The sequence below is a fragment of the Erythrobacter sp. SN021 genome, assembly GCF_021864455.1.
Genome location: NZ_JAKKUW010000002.1, coordinates 565,719 through 587,546, shown reverse-complemented (window position 1 = coordinate 587,546; position 21,828 = coordinate 565,719). Strand labels below are relative to the sequence as shown.

Here is a 21,828-nt window from a genome sequence, read left to right as displayed (position 1 = left end):
CGTAGTCATACTAACTTGTATAAACATACTACATCGGCAGTTGCAATAGTCGATCCGACACGGGCGCATCGCAACAGTCCAGAACGGGGAGAGAGTCATGAGATCAATCGTCAAAATTCTGCTGGCCGGGACCGCTTTCGCAGCACCGGGACATATCCTTGCGCAAGACAATCCCGTGGCTGCCACGGGAGGTGACGGGGCCGAGGATGTCGAGGAGGCCGGTGGTTTGGACGTCATTGTTGTCACGGCGCAAAAACGCGAACAGGGGCTTTCCGACGTTCCGATTTCTATTTCGGCAGTTACCGGTGAAGCGATCGAGTCCTATGGCCAGGCCAATCTGGAATCGGTCTCGTCGTCGATCCCCAATCTCAAGATCACCCAGACGGCCATCGCAAACCGCATTGCCATTCGCGGCATCGCCTCGGGCGACAACAAGGGCTTCGAGCAATCCGTGGCAATGTTCGTCGACGGCATTTACTACGGGCGCGACCAGTTGAGCCGCATGCCTCTGGTCGATCTGCAGCGGGTCGAGGTCCTGCGCGGGCCACAGCCAACGCTTTTCGGCAAGAACGCCATTGCCGGCGCAGTAAATGTCGTCAGCCGCCGTCCGACCGACCATTTCGAAGGATCGCTCAGCGCGAGCTACGAATTCGAGCATGAGGAAACGCGTGTTACGGGCGTCGTTTCCGGGCCGATCTCCGACACGGTCGGCGCGCGCGTCGTGGGATACTACCGCGACATGGACGGCTACTTCTACAATACGCGGCAGGATCGCAACGAACCCAACGTCCGCGAAGCCTTCGTGCGCGGGATGTTGGCTTTCGAGGACGATAGCCCCCTGTCAGCCGACCTGAAGGTCGAATATGCCGATTTCAAGACGAAAGGGCAGCCGCGCGAGGCATTCGGTCCGGCAGGAAGTTACAGCCTTGTATTTGCGGGGCCGCTATTCGTGGAAACGGATGAGGATTATGTCCGGGCCGACGGAGGTTACGAGAGCCGCAACAAGATATTCAACGCTGTGGTCAACGCCAATCTGGAGCTGGGGGATCATACGCTTACCTCGGTGACGGGCTATCTCGACTACGATGTCGAGGAGACGATCGACGTCGACTTCACCAATCTGCCCTTGCTCGACGGCACTGCCCAATCGGAAGACTATCGCCAGTTTTCGCAGGAACTGCGGATCGCCTCGCCGGGCGATCGGGCTTTCAACTACATCGCCGGCGTCTATTACCAGAACACCAAGCTGGGCGTGACCGATCACGTGCAGTTCAATCCGTTCTTCTTCGGAACGCCGTTCAGGGCGTTGGGTGACACCTCCAACGACCGCGACTATTCGCAAAAGTCGGATTTGTATTCCGTCTTCGCCCAGGGCGAATATTCTCTCACCGACGATCTGCGTATCACCGTGGGAGCCCGTTTCAATCACGAGAGCAAGACGGGTAGCCGCGCCCTCGAGATCAATCGCGGGCCGCTCAGCCTCGCCGCCACCCCGCCGATCATCGACCCGGTCGTGATCGGAACGTTCCGTGCCCTTAACATCGAGGCGCACACCATATCGGGCAAGCTGAGCGAAAGCTCGTTCAACCCGATGGCCAATATTCAGTATGACGTGACCGACGCCTTGATGCTTTATGCGTCGTTCGCGCGCGGATCCAAGGCCGGCGGTTTCGACGCTCGCGGCAATTCGCTGCCCGGCTCGACCACCGTCGCTTCACCCGGCGCATTCGAGTTCGGTGACGAGCGGGCCGACAACGTCGAAGTGGGGCTGAAATACCAGACCCGCGACCTGGCGTTTAACCTCTCGGCCTATCGCACGAAGTATAGCGATCTGCAGACCAACGTGTTCGACGGCGTACTCAACTTCAACGTCAAGAACGCCTCGGGCGCGACGACGCAGGGTGTCGAGGCGGACATGCGCTGGGCGCTGGACGAGCACTTCACCCTGAGCGCGGCAGTCGCCTATCTCGATTTCGAATTCACCGATTTTCCGCTCGGCCAGTGCTATTTCCAGCAGGTGCCGGATAATGGCGGCTTCTGCAGCTATTCGGGAAAGCGCAATGCCCTTACGCCGGAATGGTCAGGCAATCTCAACGGCGATTTCAATCACGAGATCGGCGGCAATCTGAAACTGGGCGTCAATCTCAACGCCGATTTTTCGAGCAGCTACATTGCCGCGGCCAACCTCGATCCGCGTACGAAGCAAGATGGCTATGTGAAGATGGGCGCTCGGCTCTCGCTCGGCCATGTCGATGACAACTGGACGATTGCCCTGATCGGCCGCAATCTCACCAATGAGCGGATCATGCAGACTGCCGGCGCCTTGCCCTTGGCCACCACCATCACGGGCGGGACGGGCATCGCCTACAACGCCATTTATGATCGGCCGCGCAATATCGCACTGCAATTCGATCTGACATTCTGACACATGAAAGCCGGCCTCGCCCCAGTGCCACCCGCAGTCTGGCGGGTCTCCCCCGCCAGACTGCGGGCAGGATACCTATGAGGTCCCGGGACTACCCCGAGGGTGCCTACGGCAATCCGGCGACGGAGATGATCGGTGTAAAGCTTGCATCCCCTCCAGTGGCAGCCGATGCGTATATCGACGGAGTGAGTTTGTCAGCCTACCAGGCTATTGCCGATCCTCTCGTGCAAAGAGAATGAACAACACCAATTGAGCGCATCGAGGCAGAAATGAAGCAGGAAACGATCAGGGCGTGCTCGATATGGCGTGCGCTGGAGGTCGTCGGCGATGTCCCGGTCCTGTTGATAATGGAACGGGCGTTTCTCGGCACCAAGACGTTTCAGAGCTTCGTCGAAGAAACAGGCGTCCCGCGCTCCGTGGTGAGTGATCGCCTGAAAAAACTGGTCGCCGAGGAATGTCTGTCGAAGCGACCTGTGGAACACAAGCGGCACAGCCGCTACCACCTGACCGAGAAAGGGCGCGCATTGTTTCCCGTTGCGCTCGCCATGGTCGGTTGGCAGCACGAATGGGAGAGTGGGCAACGCGGCTTTTCCGTCCAACTGGTTCATGCAAGCTGCGGCCATGTGGTGGAACCGCATGCAAACTGTTCCTGTTGCGGCCAGGAGATCGACCCGCGAGATGTCGATTGGAAACCGGGGCCGGGCCTTGTCCAGGTCGTGCCGCATTACAGCGCGCGGCGGCGTCCCTCGAAGGGTGTGACAAGCCGCCGCGACAAAGCCGCGCTGGTGGATACGGTCATTGCCTTGTTCGGGGATCGCTGGTCGACCCTGATCGTGCGAGCCATGTTTTCCGGGTTTCATCGCTTTGAACAGATCCAGCAGGATACGCAGATGGCTCCGAATATCCTGTCGGGCCGCATCTCCGAATTGATGGAGGCGGGCATTCTGACCTCGCGGCGATACACCGATCACCCTCCACGGCAGGAATACCGGCTGACCGCCAAGGGAAGGGCGCTCTACCCGGTCATCCTTTCCTTACTGCAGTGGGGGGACCGCTACTACGCCGACGCGAAAGGCCCTCCCTTGCTGCTCTCGCACAAGCCGTGCGACAATCCGCTGGAGATGGTGATGGCGTGCGATCATTGCGGGCATCCATTGAAATTGGACGAAGTTACCTTCCAGACCGCGTGAAACCGATCTCGCTGTCGAGATGACCGCCACTTGCTGGATGAACGCCCCTCATCCGCTGATGCAAGGCTGAGCGATGTAGGCCTATGCACCTACCCGGATGTTCGATTGGGCAGCGGACCGGGGATTGATCGCCGCCGACCCGCTCGCCGGGATGCAGCGACCGGAGCTCGATTATGTCTCGCGTGAACGTGTGCTCACGGTCGAGGAGGTGCGACAGATATAGGACGTGGCTCGGAAAGCTGAGCAACGCGGGCCTGACACACATGGGGCGCAAGCGCCGGGACGTGCATGGTGAGCCCATGCCGACCGAGACCCGGCCTTGCCTCCGATGCCGCAAGCCCTTCGAGAGCGAGGGCTCGCATCATCGGCTGTGCGGTCCGTGCGCCAATCGGGCGAGCGAAACCAGCCCCTACGCGGTGTGATGGGGATATCCCCCAAGTAATAGCTTGCAGCTGCTTGACTGATTCGCCCTGCTTGCTCAAAGTCATGCAATCTGTTCACTAGGGGAGCAGAGTAGCGCGTTATGACTGTAAAGGATGATCGCGAGCTGAAGCTGAAAGCGGATAGTCATTGAGGCAACTCCGTTGGACGCCGAGGATCGGATCGCCCGCCAGACGACCATCGCGATACACGCGATAGCCGCGACGGCGACAGCATACTCGACTTCGTCGAAGTACTTCCAGACAGAGCGGGGCTTGCCCAGCTCGTTGCCAACGGTGCGGGGCGGTAGCGATAACCGGATGGAACCGGTTGCTTCCGCCCCCTCTCGTTGAGGGGGGCAAGATGACTGACTGGCAGCTAAAGCCTAGCGACCTCAAACGCTATCCGCACTTCGATCAAGTGCTGAAGCCCGATGAAATTGTAGCGCTGGTGACGAGCCCTACGCGGGTTGCCCAGAACAGTTTCTTCCCGTTGCTGCGTTACACGAAGCGATGGCAACCGTTCCGGCCGGGGCGGGACAGCGGCAAAGCCCGGCCCAAGCCCAAGGACCGGCCTATTCGATATGCCGCACGCCGGGACGCGTACATATTCGCCTATTATCGGCACCTGCTCAGCGGTCCATACGAGGCCGAGCTCGAGCGCTTGGGCATTTCGCATTGTCCCGTCGCCTACCGTCGCATTCCAACCGAAGGCGATGCGCGGAGAGGGAAGTGCAATATCCAGTTCGCTCAAGAAGCTGTCGCTCGCATACGGGAATTGGGCGACTGCCACGGAATCGCCGTTGATATCAGCAACTATTTCGAGTCAATCGACCATGAGAGGCTGAAGGCACTTTGGTGCCGATTGCTGGACGTTGAGCGTCTCCCCCCGGATCATTTTGCTGTCTTCAAGAATATCACGAAGTACCGTGTCGTGGATCGGGTTGCCGCCTACCGTCGCCTCGGGTTCTATGGTGTGAAGAGTTTTACCAAGGGTGGGCATCCCATCGAGGGCTACTTGGTCCCCTACAGAGATATTCCCACGCAGCTGTGCTCACCGCATGATTTCAGGCAGAAAATCCTTGGGGAGAACGGTCAATATGAATCGCTCGTCATTCCCAATGACCTGCCTCACGGCATTCCACAGGGTGCGCCGATTTCCGACCTGCTGGCAAACCTCTATTTGATCGACTTCGATGTCGAGATGAACGCGCTGGCTACCAGCTTGGGAGGGACCTACGTCCGGTACTCCGATGACATTCTCCTGATCCTGCCAGTGGATGAGGCAGAAGCGCGCCGCGTCATGGACGAATTGCCCGAGCGCATACGGAAGTTTGGCGATGAGCTTGTGATCAAGCCGGAGAAGTCTTCGTTGGTGCGTTATGTCCAAGAAGATGACGGTCAGCGCTGCGAGCTGGTTGCCGGCAAAGGGAAGAACGGGCTTGAGTATCTCGGCTTTCGCTATGATGGCCGGAACGTCTTTCTCCGCGATGCGACCGTGTCGAACCTTTATCGCAAGGTTGCATCTGTGGCGCGCAACCACTCTGAGGCAACGGTTAGGCGCTATCCTGGGAAGTCGTACGCTGAGCTCTGCCAGATGTTCAACTTCGAGCAATTCTCGAAGCGGTTTGGTAGGGTGGAAGGCTTCGAGCCAGCCTCGACTGCGAGGACTTGGACCTTCTGGACATATGTAATGCGTGCCGCAGAGGAGTTCGGCCCGTTGGGAAAGAAGATCACCGGACAGGTCGCGCGCTTGAGGCGCCACTCGCGCATTAGAGTCGATCAGGAGATCGAGAAGGCGTTGCAACGGAAGGCGAAGAGCGAAGCGTCCGGGGAGGTAAATTTGAGCTAGGTCGTACGCGGAGGATCGCGGCTGAATCGCTACCCCGAAAATACCCCTGATCGAGCCGGCGGGGCCATCTATCCAGCTAAGTATCTGAAAAGATGGTGGGCGCGGCAAGGATTGAACTTGCGACCCCACCCGTGTGAAGGGTGTGCTCTACCACTGAGCTACGCGCCCGTCCGTGGTGCTGGTGCACCGGACAGGGGCGCGCCTTTACGCCGCGATGGGCGCCATTGCAAGCGTTGCTATCGTCCGAAGAGGGCCACCAGCTTGGCCAGCAGACCGTCGAGCCGGGCAGGGCTGGTGACGCGGTCTTTGACCGAAGGGCAGGCGAGGCACATCGCCTGCATCCCGCGCGCGCCCATCAGGCGGTCGACATCGGCCTCGATGCGGGCGATTTGCGCCTGTTGGCGCATCGCGATCAGCCCGGCGACATCGCGCCCTTCCGCGGCTTCTTCGCCTTCCCCGATCAGCAGGCTACGCAGCAGCGTATCGGCGGGGCTGGGCTCGGTGCCGATATATTGCGCATGCCAGTCGCCGTCCTCCAGATTGGCCTGCTGGGCGGCCCAGGCCAGGGCTTCGTCCAATCCGCCATATTGGTCGACGAGCCCGAGCTGCCGCGCGGTGCCGCCATCCCATACCTGACCCTGGCCGATCCGGTCGGCCTGATCGCGCGAAAGATTGCGCGCGCTGCCCACACGGCTGAGGAAATCCTCATACCCGTTCTCGATCGAAGCCTGGACGATGGCATCCACCTCCGGCGTGAAACCGCCGATGATGTTGGGCTGGCCCGACAGCGGCGTCGTGCTCACGCCGTCAGTGGTGATTCCGATCTCGGCCGCGGTATCCTCGAAGGTCGGGATGACGGCGAAAATGCCGATCGAGCCCGTGATCGTTTCCGGTTCGGCGAAAATGCGGTCCGCGGGCGTGGATACCCAATAGCCGCCACTGGCCGCGACATTGGCCATCGAAACGGCAATCGGGATGTTTTTCGCCTTGTGGCGCAGAATCGCCTCGCGGATCGCCTCGCTCGCCAGGACCGAGCCGCCGGGTGAATCGACTCGCACTACCAGGGCTTTCAAATCGTCGTCGAGCGCTTCGTCGAGCAGATCGGCGATCCGGTCGCCACCGGCGATGCCCGGTCCGGCGTCGCCATCGACGATCTCCCCTGCCACGGTAACGACACCTATGGCGCTGCCCGAAGTGGGAGCCGGATTGTCCTGTAACCACGCGCCGAGCGAGGTGTGGGGATAGGCATTGGGGCCGTCTCCCCAGTCGTCCTCGCCCACCAGTTCGACCAAGCGCGCATCGAAATCCGCGCGGCTTCCGAGCTTGTCGACGAGGCCTGCCTCGAGCGCCGCCGTAGCGAGATCGCCACGTGCGGCCTCTACCCATTCGACCGGCCGAGTCGTTACCCGTTCGATATCGGCGCCGGGGCGGGCCTTCTTGAAATTGGCGCGGTATTCTTCCCATAATGTGGCGAACAGCGCGCTGTAATTCTCGCGCGCGGGCTCGGACAGGCTGGTGCGGTCGTACGGTTCGACGGCGCTTTTATACTCGCCCACCTTGTAGATTCGCGCATTGACCCGAAGCTTGTCGAGCAGACCCTTATAGAAAAGGATATCTCCGCCGGGGCCGGCGATCACGGCCCCGCCCAGCGGATTGAGCCAGACCTCGCTCGCATGGGCGGCCAGGAGCATGGAGTCGTCGGTATAGGCGGTGGCATAGGTGAGGACAGGTTTGTCGGCGGCGCGGACGCGATCCAAGGCCGCGCCGACTTCGGTCAGGTGGACCTGGCCAGCGCCGAGAAACCCTTCGAGATCGAGCACCACGGCCTCAATCCGCTTGTCGGCGGCGGCGGCGTCGAGCGCGCGGACGACGTCGCGTGCCTGGAATTCGCCGATGGGCGCCTGCTGTGACAGGAGCGCCGCGAAAGGATCGACCTTGCTACGTTCTTCCACGATGATGCCCGACAAATCCATCACCAGCGCCCCTTCGCGGACGGCTCCGGGGCTGGGCCGGGCTGTAAGAATCGCGAACAGCGCGGAAAAGAACAAGAGCATGAAGATCAGGACCAGCCCGTCCTTGATGCCGACCAGCAGGCGCCATACTTTTCCGGCGAAACCCATATGCGAAAATCTCCTATTCCCTCCGGGTTAGGGAAACAGGCGCCGCATTTCCACTGGAAAGCGCTTGAGCGGTCGATAGACGTCGACTAAGGGCGTGGCCTCAATGACATCGACGGAATCCTCGCCCGACAAGGCCCGTTACCCGGCGGGTGCGCTCGCCTTTCCGCATCGCGACCTGATCGGTATCGGTCAGCTGGAACGGCATGAGGTCCTCTTCCTTCTCGACGAGGCGGAGCAATGGGTGGCTTTGAACCGGCAGCCGACGAAGCATGAAGAGCTGCTTTCGGGCCTCACGGTGATCAACGCCTTCTTCGAGAATTCGACCCGCACACTGCTCAGCTTCGAGATTGCGGGCAAACGACTGGGCGCCGATGTCGTCAATATGCACGCTGCGCAGTCGAGCGTAAAAAAAGGCGAGACGCTGATCGATACGGCGATCACGCTCAACGCCATGCGCGCGGATGCGATCGTGATCCGTCATGGATCGAGCGGCGCGACCCAGCTTATCGCCGACAAGGTCGATTGCCCGGTTCTCAATGCCGGCGACGGCCAGCATGAACATCCCACGCAGGCGCTGCTCGATGCCCTGGCACTGCGTCACGCCCTGCGCGATCGCGGCGAAACGGCGGAGGATTTCACCGGACTGAAGATCGTGATTTGCGGGGACATCCTGCATAGCCGCGTGGCACGGTCCAATCTGCTGTGTCTGCAAGCGCTCGGCGCGACAGTGCGCCTGTGTGCACCGCCCGCGCTGATGCCCGCCGGGATCGAAACCATGGGGGCCGAGGCCTACCACGATTTCGACGCCGCGCTTGACGGGGCGGATGTGGTGATGATGTTGCGCCTCCAGACCGAACGCATGAGCGGGCAGTTCATCCCTTCGGCGCGCGAATATCACCATCTCTACGGCTTGACGAAGACCCGGCTCGACCGCGCGGGCAAGGACGCGCTGGTCATGCATCCGGGGCCGATGAACCGAGGCGTTGAGATCGACAGCGAGGTCGCCGATATGATCGATCGTTCGATCATTACCCGCCAGGTCGAAATGGGAGTGGCGATCCGCATGGCAGCCCTCGACGTGCTTACGCGCCGCGCCCGTGGTGTGGATGGCTGGGGAGAGGCAGCATGAAGCAATTGCGGCCCTGTACCATCGTCGGCGGCAAGCTGGTCACATCCGGCGGGCTGGTCGACGGCTGTGTGAGGCTGGTCGACGGGCGTATCGACACGGTCGGCGCGGAAGTGCGGGATGGCGATGAAGTCATCGACGTCGACGGTAAGCTGGTCGGCCCGGGCCTGGTCGATCTCGGCGTATTTGCCGTGGACAAGCCGGCCTTCCATTTCGGCGGAATTACGCGGGCGGCACTCATGCCCGATCAGTCGCCGCCCTTGGACCTGCCGAGCCGGGTTTCGTACATTTCGAAGAGCGGCAAGCCCGATTTCTGGGTCCACCCGCTGGCCGCGGCGACGCGCGGCCTGGAGGGGCGCGAGATCGCCGAACTGGCTCTGATGCGCGAGGCCGGGGCACGCGGCGTCGCAACCGGGCGCCAGTGGATAGCCGATTCGGGCGTGATGCTCCGCCTGCTTCAATACTCCGCCATGCTGGACATGGTGGTGATCGCGCATGCCGAAGATGCCGCTCTCGTTGGTCAGGCAGTGGCAACCGCTGGCGAATTCGCCACGCGCCGGGGCTTGCCCAGCGCGCCAGCACAGGCGGAAGCGATCGCCTTGATGCGCGATGTCGCGCTGGCGGAAATGGCCGGTGCCCGGATTCACTTCCGCCAAGTGACGACGCGGGCGGGGCTCGATATCATCCGCCATGCGAAGGCGCGCGGAGTCGGTGTGACCTGCGGCGTCACGCCCGCGCACTTCATGCTATCCGATCTGGCGACGGTCGATTTTCGTACCTTCGCCCGCCTGTCGCCTCCCTTGCGCAGCGAGGATGATCGCCAAGCTGTACGTGAGGCAATCGCCGACGGAACCGTCGACGTGATTGCGAGCGGTCACGACCCGCGCGGACCGGAAGACAAGCGCCTGCCGTTCTCCGACGCCGAGCCCGGAATGGCCGGGGCTGAGACGCTGCTGGCGATGACCCTGTCGCTGGTGCGCGACGAGGTGATCGATATGTCCCGCGCTTTCGAACTCGTCGCGGCGAAACCCGCGGAGATACTCGGCGTCGAAGCCGGCCGGGTATCCGAAGGATTCGAGGCGGACATCGCGGTGATCGATCCGGACAAGCCCTGGGTTATCCAGAGCGCCCGAATGGAAGCGACTGCGGGCAATACCCCATTCGACGGACAGCCTACCCAGGGCCGTGTCACCAGCCTGTACAAGGGCGGAGTCCGGATCGACAGCTAGGCGATACGAAAGACCCCGCCCGGATCGCTCCGGACGGGGTCGCTCGATGGTACGGTGGATGCGCCTGTTAGCGCGCTGCGACCCGTACGTCGTTCTTGACCACGTCGATGGCACCCGGGAGCGGACGGGCCGATGCATAGGCAATGCACCCGCCACCCTTGCCCTTGACCGTCCTGCACATGGACTGCGCAGCCGCCTTGGCGAAACCGGCGGCGGCCACGCGGTAGTAGATCTTTCCGTTCACGCGCGCCTTGGTGATGACGCGCTCTGCATCTTCCAGTTCGGGATAGCGTTTGCGGAACTGCTTCCATGCCTCGTTGGCATCCGACATCGAGAAGTAGGAGCCCAGCTGGACATTGTAGTCGCCCCCGGCGGCAAGTGCCGACGTCGCGGGGCTGGTCGTCCGGGAAGGGGAAGCCGCGCGTTTCGGGGTAGAAGCGGGCGTCTGCTGTACGATCTCTTTCGCTACGAAGCGAGTGCTCCCGGCGACGGGTACGAGAGCTGCATCGGCGAGGGCCGCATCTGCGCTGTCGTCGCTTGCCCTCTCGGACTCGACCGGGGGCAGTTCCCCTGCAAAGGCGAAGCCGCGTGCCGGGACTTCGGTAACGGGTTCAAGCTCGGTAGCGTCCCGAGCGGCCAGCATATCCACGCTCGGGTGATTGATCAGCGCGAGCATTCTCGGCTGCCCGGGATCTGCCTGGGGCGTCACGCCCAGCAGACTTGCCACGCGGGCGGTAAACGCTTCCGGGCGCACCATGGCGGCCCACTGGGCCATCCGGTCGCCGACCTCGCCAGCGGGCACATCCTCCGCTGCCATAACCCGTGCAGCGCGCCAGTTCCCCTGCAATGCGTAAGAATAGGCGAGATTCTGCCGGACCTTGGGTGTGTTCTGGCCAGCGCGCAGGGCGTTGCTCAGCACATGGACACCTTGGTCCGGGCGGCCCGCGAGAGCGATTGCCAGACCGAAATCGGCCGGGTCGAGCGCGCTTTCGAAGCGATCTAGAGTGGTCAGGGCGCCGAGCTGATCGCCGATGGCGATCTGCGCCAGCGTATAGCTGATGATCGTACGCGGCGCGGTATCGCCGAGCTCGATCGCTTCGGCGAAGGTACTCGCGGCGGAAGCGAAGCGGCCGTCCTTGAGATAGGCATTGGCCAGCAATGTGCGGGTATAGCCCTCGCGCGGATTGGCGAGGACCGCTGCCTCGGCATGTTGCACGGCCTTGGAAGCCTTGCCCTTTGCGAGTGCCTTTTCCGCGTGCTCCGCCGAATAGGCGTGGCTGGGTGCGGTCTTGCCGGTGCATGCCGTAAGTGCGGTAGTCGCCAGCGCCGTGGTCACGGCGAGCTGGACGAACCGCTTGTTTCTGGCTTTCGTCTCGATGCTCATTCTTAACCCCCTCGAAGGCGATCCCACGTCGTTGAAGCTCATTTGGTTCCACCGCGCTGGACTTGGGCGGCGAGGCTTGCGATTTCCGGCATTTCGGCCAGCAATGCGTCGAGCGCATCTGTCACCAATTGCTGCGCACTGCGGCCGCGTACGGTGCAGGCGAGGCGCAGCATGAGATGACGTTCCTGGTCGAGCCTCAGTGTGAAGGCCGCGCGCTTGCCTTGCGCCAGGGCGGATTTCCGCATGGGCGGCCTGACCCGGGGCTGCTTGTCGAGTTGTGCCTGGATCTTGTCTAGGGACTCCCGGACCTGATTGGGCGCGCGGGCTTCGTTGGCGGCCTGCGGGGCGATGGCTACGACTTTCTCGGGAGCCGGTTGCTTCGCGCCCTGCTCGTCTTCCCCCAGGTCGTTCCAACCCAGATCTTCCAGATTGGCGGCGGCTTCCTTGCCGTCGACGGGACCGGGAACGCCCGATTGCGGGCGCATGGCCGGCTTCGCGCCACCCTTGCGTGCCAAGAGGGTCGAGGAAAGAGAAGCGAAATTGGCGTCAGACATCTGGCAGCCTCCGCCTTTCCGGGCTTACTGGGCTACGCGACGGCCGAAGCCGCCGGCAGGACGGTGGACACCGGGCAGTGCGGATTGCGCATGCGGTGCGGCGAAGATCGTGCGGCGAAAATTCTTCTCCAGACGGTCGGCGATATATTTCCACAGGGCAGTGACTTCGGCGGCGCTGCGGCTTTCCGGATCCACTTCCATGACGGTGCGGCCATCGATCATCGAGGCCGCGAAATCGGTACGGTGATGCAGCGTGATGGGCGCGACCGTGCCATGCTGCGACAGCGCCACGGCGGCTTCCGATGTTATCTTGGCCTTGGGAGTCGCGGCATTGACGACGAAAACCAACGGTTTGCCGGCACGTTCGCACAGATCGACCGTAGCCCCGACGGCGCGGAGGTCGTGCGGGCTCGGGCGGGTTGGCACAACGATCAGTTCGGCCACCGAGATGACGGATTGAATGGCCATGGTAATGGCTGGCGGCGTGTCGAGTACGGCCAGCTTGAAACCCTGCTGGCGGAGGATCGCAAGATCGCTTGCAAGGCGTGCAACGGTGGTTTGGGCGAAAGCGGGATACTCGTCCTCGCGCTCGTTCCACCAGTCGGCCAGCGAGCCTTGTGGATCGATGTCGATCAAAACCACGGGTCCGGCTCCGGCGCGCTGCGCCTGGACGGCCAGATGCCCCGAGAGCGTGGTTTTGCCCGATCCGCCCTTCTGCGATGCCAATGCCAGTACACGCAAGACTTGGTCCCCCTGGGTTTGCGCCTGTTTCCAGTCCAATGTGCTGCAAGGTTTCGCAGCGGTTTCATCCTGGCAATCGCAGACTACCCCTAATTTTGGGTTAACCGGGCCGTGTGAAGAGCCGGTCGGATGGCGATGATTTGTTGGCAACATTTTGCTAACAGGTGATTTACTATAGGGTGCTGCCGATACCGCGCGTTTGCGCGCGCCGCCGCAGGGAAGGGTTCCGCTTATGCCACGATTTTCGAAAGCAGCTTGGAAGGTCGCGGCCGCGCTGGCTGCGGGCTTGGCATCCAGCCCCGCGCAGGCGGATGTCAAGGCAGGTGTCGATGCGTGGACACGTGGCGATTTCGCTTCCGCCGTGCGCGAATGGGCGGGGCCGGCGGCACAGGGCGATCCCGATGCGCAGTTCAACATGGCACAGGCCTATCGTCTTGGGCGCGGGGTCGAGATCGACACCGAACAGGCCGAAGCGCTCTATGCCAAGGCCGCGGCGCAGGGGCATATCAAGGCCGCCGACAATTACGGCTTGCTATTGTTCCAGCGCGGTGCACGCGAAGAGGCACTGCCTTATATATCCGCGGCGGCGATGCGCGGCGACCCGCGTGCGCAGTACATTCTCGGCATTGCGCATTTCAACGGCGATCTGGTGAAGAAGGACTGGCGCCGGGCCTATGCGCTTCTCACCCTGGCGAACTCCGCCGGTCTGCCCCAGGCGCGCGGCGCCCTGGCGCAAATGGACGAATACATTCCGCTGGAGGATCGCCAGGCGGCTCAACCGCTTGCCGCATCGCTCAAGGCCGAGGCCGATGCCGCAAGGGCGCGTGAGCTGGCTGCGGTCGATCTCGCCCTCGCAACCGACGCGCCGAGCGGGTCGGCAGTGACGCCGCCCCGCCAGCCGCCGGTCACGCGTCCCGCCGGACCGCCGCAGGGGGGGCGCCAAGCCACGGGCGCCGGTACGGCGGGGGCGGACTATACCTTGCCCGCGTCGCGCCCGACGGTCATCGCGCGACAGGAAGAGGAAGCGCTGTCCCGTGAAGCGGTGGCAGTGTCGAGCGCGCCTGCGCCTGCCGAACCGCAGCCAGTACCGGCCACGCGCGTCGCCACGTCCGAAGGGCCGTGGAAAGTCCAGTTGGGCGCCTTCGGCGTTCCTGGAAATGCCGAGCGCTTATGGAGCCAGCTATCGGGCCGCGCGGAAATAGCCGGGCGTGAGCGCATGCTGATCAAATCCGGCCGCCTGACCCGGCTTCTGGCAGGTGGTTATGCGTCACGGGCCGAGGCTAACGCAGCCTGTGCTTCGCTGAAGCGCAGCGGTCAGGGCTGCCTGGTTACTCGATAACCGCAATCCGTTTCACAAAGTGGTTGACCGTGCTAATGCGGCGATACGCAAGGAGATCGCATGAGCACGGCATACACTTCCGGACCGGAGGTCGGCGCAACCGGTCCGGCCTTACCGCTCGCAGCATCGGCAAGTCGGCGAATCGCAAGCCTGGACTTCATCCGGGGGCTTGCCGTCATGGGTATTCTGGCGGCGAATATCGTCGCCTTCGGTCAGCCGATGCCGGCTTATATGTTTCCCGACGCTTTCACCGTCCCGCATAGCGAGGCGGAGGACTGGATGTGGGTCGGGCAATTCATTCTGATCGACGGGAAAATGCGCGGGCTGTTCTCGCTGCTGTTCGGCGCTGGAATGTATCTGTTCCTGGAAAAAGCCTGGGCGCGCGGGCAGGGGGTCTGGTTACAAGTCCAGCGACTGTTCTGGCTCGGTGTGATCGGTCTGCTGCACTATTTCTTCATCTGGCGCGGCGACATTCTTTTTCTCTACGCTTGTGCAGGGCTTGCGGGCCTGTTGTTCGTGGCACTGTCGCGCCGCAAGCAGCTCGTGCTCGGCGTGCTCGGCTATCTGGGCGGATGCCTGCTTTACGGCGGATTCGTGGGCTTTCTCCCCGCGGTCGCGGATACCGAAGTCGGCCAAAATCCGGCCTATTCGGAAATGGCCCGGGAACTGGAGGAGGAGAAGCAAGCCGATCTGGCGGATGGCGAACTCGAGACGCGGCTGATTTCAAGCGGCAGTTATGGTGCGTGGGTTTCGCACAATATCTCCGATCATGCCGGCGATCTGCCGTTTTATCTGTTCCTGTTCTGGTTCGAAACGCTTCCGCTAATGCTGATCGGCATGGCGGCTTATCGCTACGGCCTGTTCGATGGCGGGGTCGATCCCGGACGTCAGCGCAAATGGGGTTGGGCGCTGCTGGTGGTCGGGACCGCCCTGACCGTGCCGGTGGCGCTGTGGGCCAAGAATGGCGGATTGACGTATTATGGCACGCTGGCGGCAATGGCCGGCTTCTCGATGCTTCCGCGCGGGCTGATCATTCTCGGTCTCGTTGCTTTGCTGGCCCTGTGGGGGCAGACGGTCAGTGGCGGGCTGGCCGAACGCGTCTCGGCGGCCGGGCGTGCCGCTTTCACGAATTATCTCGGTACGTCGATCCTCATGCTGCTTGTGTTTCACGGCTGGGGTTTGGGATTGTTCGGAGCGCTCGGACGCAGTGAACTGTATCTCGTGATGCTATTCACATGGGTGTTGATGCTGCTGTGGTCCAAGCCCTGGCTCGAACGCTTCCGGTTCGGTCCGCTCGAATGGGTGTGGCGCTGCCTGACTTACCGGAAGCTTTTCCCCTTGCGCCGGTGAAGGCGAGTGTCCCTCCCGTCTCTCGCAGGAAGGAAGCGGGGAGATGCCGCAAGCCGGATATCCATCCCTTTTGCTAGTTCGTTTCGCCCAATTCAGCCCGCCATGTAGCAGTGGCGCTTGCTATTGAGAACGACTCGCACTAGATATGCTCTTGCGAATCAATCGCAGGAGTTTTCGAGTGTACGTTTGCATCTGTAATGCGATCCGCGAAAACGAATTGCGCCGTGCGGCGCGTCACGTTTCGGGCGATGCGGAAGCCTGCTACGCTGCCTTGGGCAAGGCCCCTTGTTGCGGCTCGTGCCTCGACGAGGCCGATGATATCCTTCAGGAAGAGCGCGAATTCGGATTCATACCCGCGGCAGCCTGATCTCTCGCTAACGCAAATCGCTCGCAACTGGCGGAATTCCGCCACTTTTTACCGATACTACCTTGCCAAGCCGTCTCCTCAGGGCGCATAGGGGCGGCCTGTTCAGCAGCAAGGAGACGGGGCCGTGAAAGGCGATCAAAAGGTTATCGAGTTCCTCAACAAGGCGCTCACCAACGAACTGACCGCCATCAACCAATATTGGCTCCACTACCGTGTGCTCGCCGATTGGGGCGTGACCAAGCTCGCCGAATATGAGCGTCACGAATCGATCGACGAGATGAAGCACGCCGACGTGCTGGCCGAGCGCATCCTGTTCCTCAACGGGCTTCCCAACTTCCAGGCGATCCATAAGCTCAAGGTCGGGGAAACGGTGGAGGAAATTCTCAAGGCCGACCTTGCGGTGGAAATGGAAGCGATCCCCTTGCTCAAGGACGCGATCGCCTATTGCGAGGAAGTACGCGACTTTACCACGCGTGAGATCTTCGAGCGCATCCTCGAAAGCGAGGAAGAGCATGTCGATTTCCTCGAGACGCAATTCGACATGATCGCCCGAATGGGGCTGGAAAACTATGTCCAGCTCAACAGCAAACCCGCAGGCGAAGGTGAAGACGGCTGACCGCGTTCACGTGACACGCCAGAACGTGGCATAGTGGCCGCCATGCTTTGAAAGTCGGGCAAGGCGGCGCCCGCCGTCCCAGATTTCGGCATCGCCCGCGCCAACATTGATATCGGCGATAGTCAAAGCGGTAGCGATATCGAGTGCTTCCAGAGCGACGGGTGCGCCGTCCGGCATTTCGCCGTCGTGAATTGAAACGCGGAATTTGTTCATCCTTCGCCTCCTTGTTCAGGCGGCTTTATCGCATGGATAGATGAACCCCGCCCGACACGATCGCGCTACTCGTCGCGGAATTGACTTCGGCTGGCCGCTACAGGTTTGTTCTGCGCGGCAGGACGTTACGGCATCGCGGCTTTGCGCCGCTCGCGCATGCGTTCGCGGTTACGCCGCGCCGCAGTGCGCGTTTCCATCCAGAAAGATCCGAGACCGGCCACCAGCAGTCCCATGCAGATTACCCAGACAGCCGACACGAGCGAGCCAAGCGCAGTCTCCACGAATGCGCTGACGAACAACAATACGATGACGATGCTGATGGCGAGCGCGGACGCAGTGCTGAACATCACCGCGCGCTGGGCATAGATCCGCCGCTGCTCGAGGGCGGGCAATTCCCGGCGCAGGGCCGCGACATCGCCATCGTCGCCTGCATCGAGAATCCGTTCGATCTTGTTGGCCACCCAGATCAGGCGATTCGTCATCACGTTCATCACCGCGCCGATCGCGGCCAGCAGAAAGGCCGGTGCAAGGCTGAGCTGAACCACTTGCTGCACGCGCAGGGTCGAGCTCGTCCGCTCGAGTAAGTCGCTGCCGGGCAGGGCGGTCAAGATATCCAGCAACACTAATGCTCCCCGCTGTAATTGCCGCCGCCGCCCTTATTGGCGTTATAGGGGTTCTTGGGGCTCTTGAGGACGACGCGCACCGGCACTGCCTCGAAGCCGAGTTTCGCGCGGATGCCGTTCACCAGATAGCGCTCATAGCTCTTCGGTAGCGAATCGAGGCGCGTACCGAAGACCACGAATCGAGGCGGGCGGGTGCTGGCCTGCGTGATGTAACGCAGCTTTATGCGGCGACCCCCTGGGGCTGGCGGCGGATTGGCTTCCAGAGCATCGTCGAACCACCGGTTGAGCGCGGCAGTGGGCACACGGCGGCTCCAGGCTTCGCGCAATTCGAAGGCCGCGCCGATCATCTGGTCGAGCCCCTTGCCGGTTTTCGCGCTTACCGCGAAGAGGGGCACACCGCGGACCTGGGCCAGCCCTTCGTTCAGCGCATCCCGAATGCCATTGAACAGGGCGCTGGCGCCTTCGGCGACGTCCCATTTGTTGATCGCGATCATCAGCGCGCGGCCTTCCTCGAGCACCATGTTGGCGATCTTGAGGTCCTGAGATTCAAGCCCGCGGGTTGCATCGAGCAGCAAAACGACAACCTCGGCGAAATCGACCGCTCGGCGCGCATCGGCGACCGAGAGTTTTTCGAGCTTTTCCGTGACTTGTGCTCTCTTGCGCATGCCTGCGGTATCGATCAGACGTATCTCTCGGGTCTCGCCGCTCTTGGGATCGGGCCATTCCCAGTCGATTGCGATTGAATCACGGGTGATGCCGGCTTCCGGGCCGGTCAGCAGGCGATCCTCCCCCAGCAGCCGGTTGATAAGTGTCGACTTGCCGGCATTGGGACGACCGACAATGGCCAGCTTCAGCGGGCCAGCCAATAAAGCTTCCTCGTCTTCCTCATCGATCTGCGATTCGATCTCGGCGGCTTCCGCCTTGGCACCGATGATGGGCCAGAGATGGTCGAACAAATCGGCAATGCCTTCGCCGTGTTCGGCACTGATCGCGGCGGGTTCGCCGAAGCCGAGGGAAAAGCTCTCGTAGATGCCGGCATCGCCCTGGCTGCCTTCGGCCTTGTTGGCGACCAGCACGACGGGCACTTCCTGTTCGCGTAGCCAGCGCGCGATTTCCTCGTCGAGCGGAGTCAGGCCTACGCGGGAATCGAAGACGAAGAGAGCCGCATCCGCCCCCTCGAGGCTGATTTCGGTTTGCTTGCGCATCCGGCCGGGGAGGCTTTCGGGATCGTCGTCTTCCCAGCCGGCCGTGTCGACCACCTGGAATTCGAGCCCGGCGATCGTCGCATCGCCAAACCGGCGGTCGCGTGTCACACCGGGCTGATCGTCGACGAGCGCAAGGCGTTTGCCGACAAGGCGGTTGAACAACGTCGACTTGCCGACATTGGGGCGGCCGATGATGATCACCGTGGGTTTGGTAGAGGAAGGTACCATGATGGCGCGGCAAGTGGCGCTTTGCGCGCTGCATTGCAAGCGGCACTGCCCGTCCGGTTAACTCGTGTTAACCCTATGCGGAAGGAAGGCGACAAGGGTGCCCGGCATATTCCTGCCGATATGAGGAAAAACCTTGCCGCTTTAGCCCTGCTTGTCTGTGCCAGCCCGGTCATCGCAGAAGATTACGCCGGCTTCGCCCGCAGCGATACCGAACTGGAAGCTTATCTCCAGTGTGTTCCCTATGCACGCGAGGTCTCCGGCATCCAGATTTATGGCGATGCGTACACTTGGTGGGACCAGGCTCAGGGGCGCTATGCGACCGGCACTGCGCCGCGCCCCGGTGCGGTGATGGCTTTCCGCCCGCATCGCAGCATGCAGCTGGGCCACGTTGCCGCCGTTAGCCAGGTGCTCGATTCACGCCGGATCCTGCTCGACCATGCGAATTGGTCGCCGATCAACGGTCGTCGTGGCCAGATCGAGAAGGACGTGCTGGCAGTCGATGTCTCGCCCGCGAATGACTGGAGCCAAGTTCGCGTCTGGTATGCGCCGCTCGGCAAGGTCGGAACGACTGCCTGGCCGGTCGAAGGTTTCATCTATTCGAATCGCCCGGCACAGCAGCCGCGCAGGCAATTGGCCTTGGCCCCCGCACGCAAGGAAACCTCGCGCCGCTTCCTCAGCGCTTTCGCCGCCTACGCCGACTAATCAGTCGGCCTTTGCGACGGGCGGTTCCTCGCCCAAATCTTCGAACCATGCCTCGACAGGGCCGCTGAGCTTGAGAGTCAGCGGATTGCCTTTGCGATCGACGGTTCTGCCGGCCTGAACGCGCACCCATCCTTCGGAAATCGAATATTCCTCGATATCGGTGCGCTGCTTACCCTTGAACCGGATGCCGACGCCGCGTTGCAGCACCTCGGCGTCGAAATGCTCGCTTCGCGGGTTGACCGAAAGGCGATCGGGCGGGGTCTGGCTCTTGGTTTCTTCGCTCATGGCGCGCGGCCCTAATCGGCGCCGTGGCGCCCGGCAAGAGCAATTGATCGAGAGGTGCGTCCAGCGCGCTTGCGCATTGCGCCGCTCTCTACTAGAGGCACGCGCCTACACGCGAAGGTTTGCGCCGTTCGCGCGGCTTCGTTCGGGTAAGCGGGCGTGGCGGAACTGGTAGACGCGCTGGTTTTAGGTACCAGTATCGAAAGATGTGGGGGTTCGAGTCCCTTCGCCCGCACCAGTGCCGCCGCAGCGCGATGCCCCATCGCACATTATCGCTTTTGGAAAGTCACGAGTTTCAACCCATGCAGATCAAAGAGACCGCCAACGAGGGCCTCAAGCGCGCCTACACCGTCACCATTCCGGCCAAGGAAATCGACGAGCGCGTCAACAGCGAAGTGAAGAAGATCGCTCCGCAGGTGAAAATGCCGGGTTTCCGCCCCGGCAAGGTGCCGGCGAACCTCGTGCGCAAGATGCATGGCGAGCAGTTGCACGCGCAGACGGTTAACGACGTGATTCGCGAATCGGTCGACAAGGTGATGGTGGAAAACAAGCTGCGTCCCGCCATGCAGCCCAAGGTCGAGCTCGCGGAAGGCTATGAGGAAGGCAAGGACGCTTCGCTCAGCGTCGAGGTCGAAGTCCTCCCCGAGATCGAAGCTCCCGAAACCGATGGCCTCAAGCTCGAGCGCCTGACCGTTCCGGTGACCGACGAGCAGGTCGACGAAGCGGTCGAGCGGATCGCGTCGAACAATAAGAACTACAAGGACGCCGCGAAGACCAAGAAGGCCGCCGACGGCGATCAGTTGATCATCGATTTCGTCGGCCGCGTCGATGGCACCGAATTCGAAGGCGGCAAGGCCGAGAACACCCCGCTGGTGATCGGTTCGGGCCAGTTCATTCCCGGCTTCGAGGAACAGCTGACGGGTGTGAAGACCGGTGATGAAAAGACAATCACGGTCACTTTCCCGGAAGACTATCCGGCCGAAAACCTCAAGGGCAAGGAAGCCGAGTTCGACGTCACCGTCCAGCAGGTGAAGGTCCCGGCCGACACCAAGATCGACGATGAGTTCGCCAAGAATCTTGGCCTTGAAAACCTCGACAAGCTGAAGGAGCTTTTGCGCGGTCAGCTTGAGCAGGAAACTGCCGGTCTCACCCGCACGCAGATGAAGCGCCAGCTTCTCGACACGCTGGCTGCAGGCCATGACTTCGCCGTGCCGCAGGGCATGGTCGATGCCGAGTTCGAGCAGATCTGGGCGCAGCTCCAGCAGGAAGCCGCACAGTCGGACGACGCCGAAGCCATGCTCAAGGAAATGGAAGACGAGAAGGACGATTACCGCAACATCGCCGAACGTCGTGTCCGCCTTGGTCTGCTGCTCTCGGAAATCGGCCAGAAGAATGGGGTCGAGGTCAACGCCAATGAGATGAACATGCTCATCCAGCAGGCGGCCCAGCAATATCGCGCCGAAGACCGCGAGCGGTTCGTTCAGTACGTCCAGCAGGAGCCGATGGCCGCCGCCCAGTTGCGCGCGCCGCTCTATGAAGACAAGGTTGTCGACTTCCTCTTCGACAAGGCCGAAATCACAGACCGCGAAGTGACGCGCGAGGAGCTCGAAGCGGCAATCGAGGCGGAAGAAACCACCGAGGAAACACCCAAGAAGAAGGCTCCGGCCAAGAAAGCTCCGGCCAAGAAAGCTCCGGCAAAGAAGACCGCTTCAAAGAAGGCCGACGACAAGCCTGCTGCGAAGAAGGCGGACGATAAGGAACTGGCCAAGAAGGCGGCTGCCAAGAAGGCTCCAGCCAAAAAGGCCGCTGCCAAGAAATAAGCGGCCGCGAGCTGCACGTATCTGCGAGGGGCGGCGGACTTTC

Annotated in this window: 20 protein-coding genes and 2 tRNA genes; 13 read left to right on the top strand and 9 right to left on the bottom strand. The window is 62.0% G+C overall.

Annotation, left to right across the window (positions count from 1 at the left end):
* Positions 1-97: 97 nt before the first annotated feature.
* From L5849_RS07460 to L5849_RS07450, 4 genes are all read left to right on the top strand, one after another.
* A complete protein-coding gene (locus L5849_RS07460) occupies positions 98-2,425 on the top strand; it encodes a TonB-dependent receptor (protein ID WP_236925030.1) in 2,328 nt (775 codons plus the stop codon).
* A gap of 269 nt (positions 2,426-2,694) precedes the next feature.
* Positions 2,695-3,615, top strand: a complete 921-nt coding sequence (locus L5849_RS07455) for a helix-turn-helix domain-containing protein (protein WP_236925029.1) — start codon at positions 2,695-2,697, stop codon at positions 3,613-3,615.
* 97 nt (positions 3,616-3,712) lie between these two features.
* Positions 3,713-3,838 carry a hypothetical protein gene (locus L5849_RS15930; protein WP_255704040.1) on the top strand — a complete coding sequence of 42 codons (126 nt, stop codon included), beginning with the start codon at positions 3,713-3,715 and terminating at the stop codon, positions 3,836-3,838.
* Between the two features lie 560 nt (positions 3,839-4,398).
* Entirely contained in the window at positions 4,399-5,886 is a 1,488-nt protein-coding gene (locus tag L5849_RS07450) for a reverse transcriptase/maturase family protein (RefSeq protein WP_236925028.1), read from the top strand.
* 93 nt (positions 5,887-5,979) lie between these two features.
* Here L5849_RS07450 and L5849_RS07445 read toward each other — a convergent pair.
* Both L5849_RS07445 and sppA read right to left on the bottom strand, forming a co-directional pair.
* Positions 5,980-6,054, bottom strand: a tRNA-Val gene (locus tag L5849_RS07445).
* Positions 6,055-6,122: 68 nt separating this feature from the next.
* Positions 6,123-8,006 carry a signal peptide peptidase SppA gene (sppA, locus tag L5849_RS07440; protein WP_236925027.1) on the bottom strand — a complete coding sequence of 628 codons (1,884 nt, stop codon included), beginning with the start codon at positions 8,004-8,006 and terminating at the stop codon, positions 6,123-6,125.
* 103 nt (positions 8,007-8,109) lie between these two features.
* On the opposite strand from sppA, the gene L5849_RS07435 reads away from it, so the two are divergent.
* The gene (locus L5849_RS07435) at positions 8,110-9,135 is read left to right on the top strand and encodes an aspartate carbamoyltransferase catalytic subunit (RefSeq protein WP_236925026.1); all 1,026 of its coding nucleotides are present in this window, start codon (positions 8,110-8,112) and stop codon (positions 9,133-9,135) included.
* Positions 9,132-10,361, top strand: a complete 1,230-nt coding sequence (locus L5849_RS07430) for a dihydroorotase family protein (protein ID WP_236925025.1) — start codon at positions 9,132-9,134, stop codon at positions 10,359-10,361. Before L5849_RS07435 ends, L5849_RS07430 begins: the two co-directional genes overlap by 4 nt.
* A 67-nt stretch (positions 10,362-10,428) precedes the next feature.
* Here L5849_RS07430 and L5849_RS07425 read toward each other — a convergent pair whose 3' ends face one another.
* From L5849_RS07425 to L5849_RS07415, 3 genes are read right to left on the bottom strand one after another with little or no spacing between them, the layout of a single operon-like run.
* A complete protein-coding gene (locus L5849_RS07425) occupies positions 10,429-11,745 on the bottom strand; it encodes an SPOR domain-containing protein (protein WP_236925024.1) in 1,317 nt (438 codons plus the stop codon).
* Between the two features lie 38 nt (positions 11,746-11,783).
* Positions 11,784-12,299 carry a hypothetical protein gene (locus tag L5849_RS07420; protein ID WP_236925023.1) on the bottom strand — a complete coding sequence of 172 codons (516 nt, stop codon included), beginning with the start codon at positions 12,297-12,299 and terminating at the stop codon, positions 11,784-11,786.
* Positions 12,300-12,323: 24 nt separating this feature from the next.
* Positions 12,324-13,040 carry a ParA family protein gene (locus L5849_RS07415; RefSeq protein ID WP_115417806.1) on the bottom strand — a complete coding sequence of 239 codons (717 nt, stop codon included), beginning with the start codon at positions 13,038-13,040 and terminating at the stop codon, positions 12,324-12,326.
* 232 nt (positions 13,041-13,272) lie between these two features.
* Between L5849_RS07415 and L5849_RS07410 the strand changes: the two genes are divergently transcribed.
* From L5849_RS07410 to bfr, 4 genes are all read left to right on the top strand, one after another.
* A complete protein-coding gene (locus L5849_RS07410; protein ID WP_236925022.1) occupies positions 13,273-14,379 on the top strand; it encodes an SPOR domain-containing protein in 1,107 nt (368 codons plus the stop codon).
* Positions 14,380-14,439: 60 nt separating this feature from the next.
* Positions 14,440-15,729, top strand: a complete 1,290-nt coding sequence (locus L5849_RS07405; RefSeq protein ID WP_174223726.1) for a DUF418 domain-containing protein — start codon at positions 14,440-14,442, stop codon at positions 15,727-15,729.
* A 178-nt stretch (positions 15,730-15,907) separates the two neighbouring features.
* A complete protein-coding gene (locus L5849_RS07400; RefSeq protein ID WP_115416079.1) occupies positions 15,908-16,096 on the top strand; it encodes a bacterioferritin-associated ferredoxin in 189 nt (62 codons plus the stop codon).
* Between the two features lie 124 nt (positions 16,097-16,220).
* Entirely contained in the window at positions 16,221-16,712 is a 492-nt protein-coding gene (bfr, locus tag L5849_RS07395; protein ID WP_115416080.1) for a bacterioferritin, read from the top strand.
* 6 nt (positions 16,713-16,718) lie between these two features.
* Here the strand turns inward: bfr and L5849_RS07390 are convergent, their stop codons facing one another.
* From L5849_RS07390 to der, 3 genes are all read right to left on the bottom strand, one after another.
* The gene (locus L5849_RS07390; RefSeq protein WP_115416081.1) at positions 16,719-16,925 is read right to left on the bottom strand and encodes a hypothetical protein; all 207 of its coding nucleotides are present in this window, start codon (positions 16,923-16,925) and stop codon (positions 16,719-16,721) included.
* Between the two features lie 125 nt (positions 16,926-17,050).
* The gene (locus L5849_RS07385; protein WP_236925021.1) at positions 17,051-17,548 is read right to left on the bottom strand and encodes a DUF2721 domain-containing protein; all 498 of its coding nucleotides are present in this window, start codon (positions 17,546-17,548) and stop codon (positions 17,051-17,053) included.
* A complete protein-coding gene (gene der / locus L5849_RS07380) occupies positions 17,548-18,981 on the bottom strand; it encodes a ribosome biogenesis GTPase Der (protein ID WP_115416083.1) in 1,434 nt (477 codons plus the stop codon). Before der ends, L5849_RS07385 begins: the two co-directional genes overlap by 1 nt.
* 75 nt (positions 18,982-19,056) lie before the next feature.
* Between der and L5849_RS07375 the strand changes: the two genes are divergently transcribed.
* Entirely contained in the window at positions 19,057-19,683 is a 627-nt protein-coding gene (locus tag L5849_RS07375) for a CHAP domain-containing protein (RefSeq protein WP_370459165.1), read from the top strand.
* On the opposite strand, the gene L5849_RS07370 is transcribed toward L5849_RS07375, so the two are convergent.
* Positions 19,684-19,968, bottom strand: a complete 285-nt coding sequence (locus L5849_RS07370; protein ID WP_115416084.1) for a DUF3297 family protein — start codon at positions 19,966-19,968, stop codon at positions 19,684-19,686.
* A 150-nt stretch (positions 19,969-20,118) separates the two neighbouring features.
* On the opposite strand from L5849_RS07370, the gene L5849_RS07365 reads away from it, so the two are divergent.
* Both L5849_RS07365 and tig read left to right on the top strand, forming a co-directional pair.
* A tRNA-Leu gene (locus L5849_RS07365) sits at positions 20,119-20,203 on the top strand.
* Positions 20,204-20,267: 64 nt separating this feature from the next.
* Positions 20,268-21,785: a trigger factor gene (gene tig, locus L5849_RS07360; protein WP_236925020.1), complete on the top strand. Its 1,518-nt coding sequence runs from the start codon at positions 20,268-20,270 to the stop codon at positions 21,783-21,785.
* Positions 21,786-21,828 lie beyond the last annotated feature (43 nt).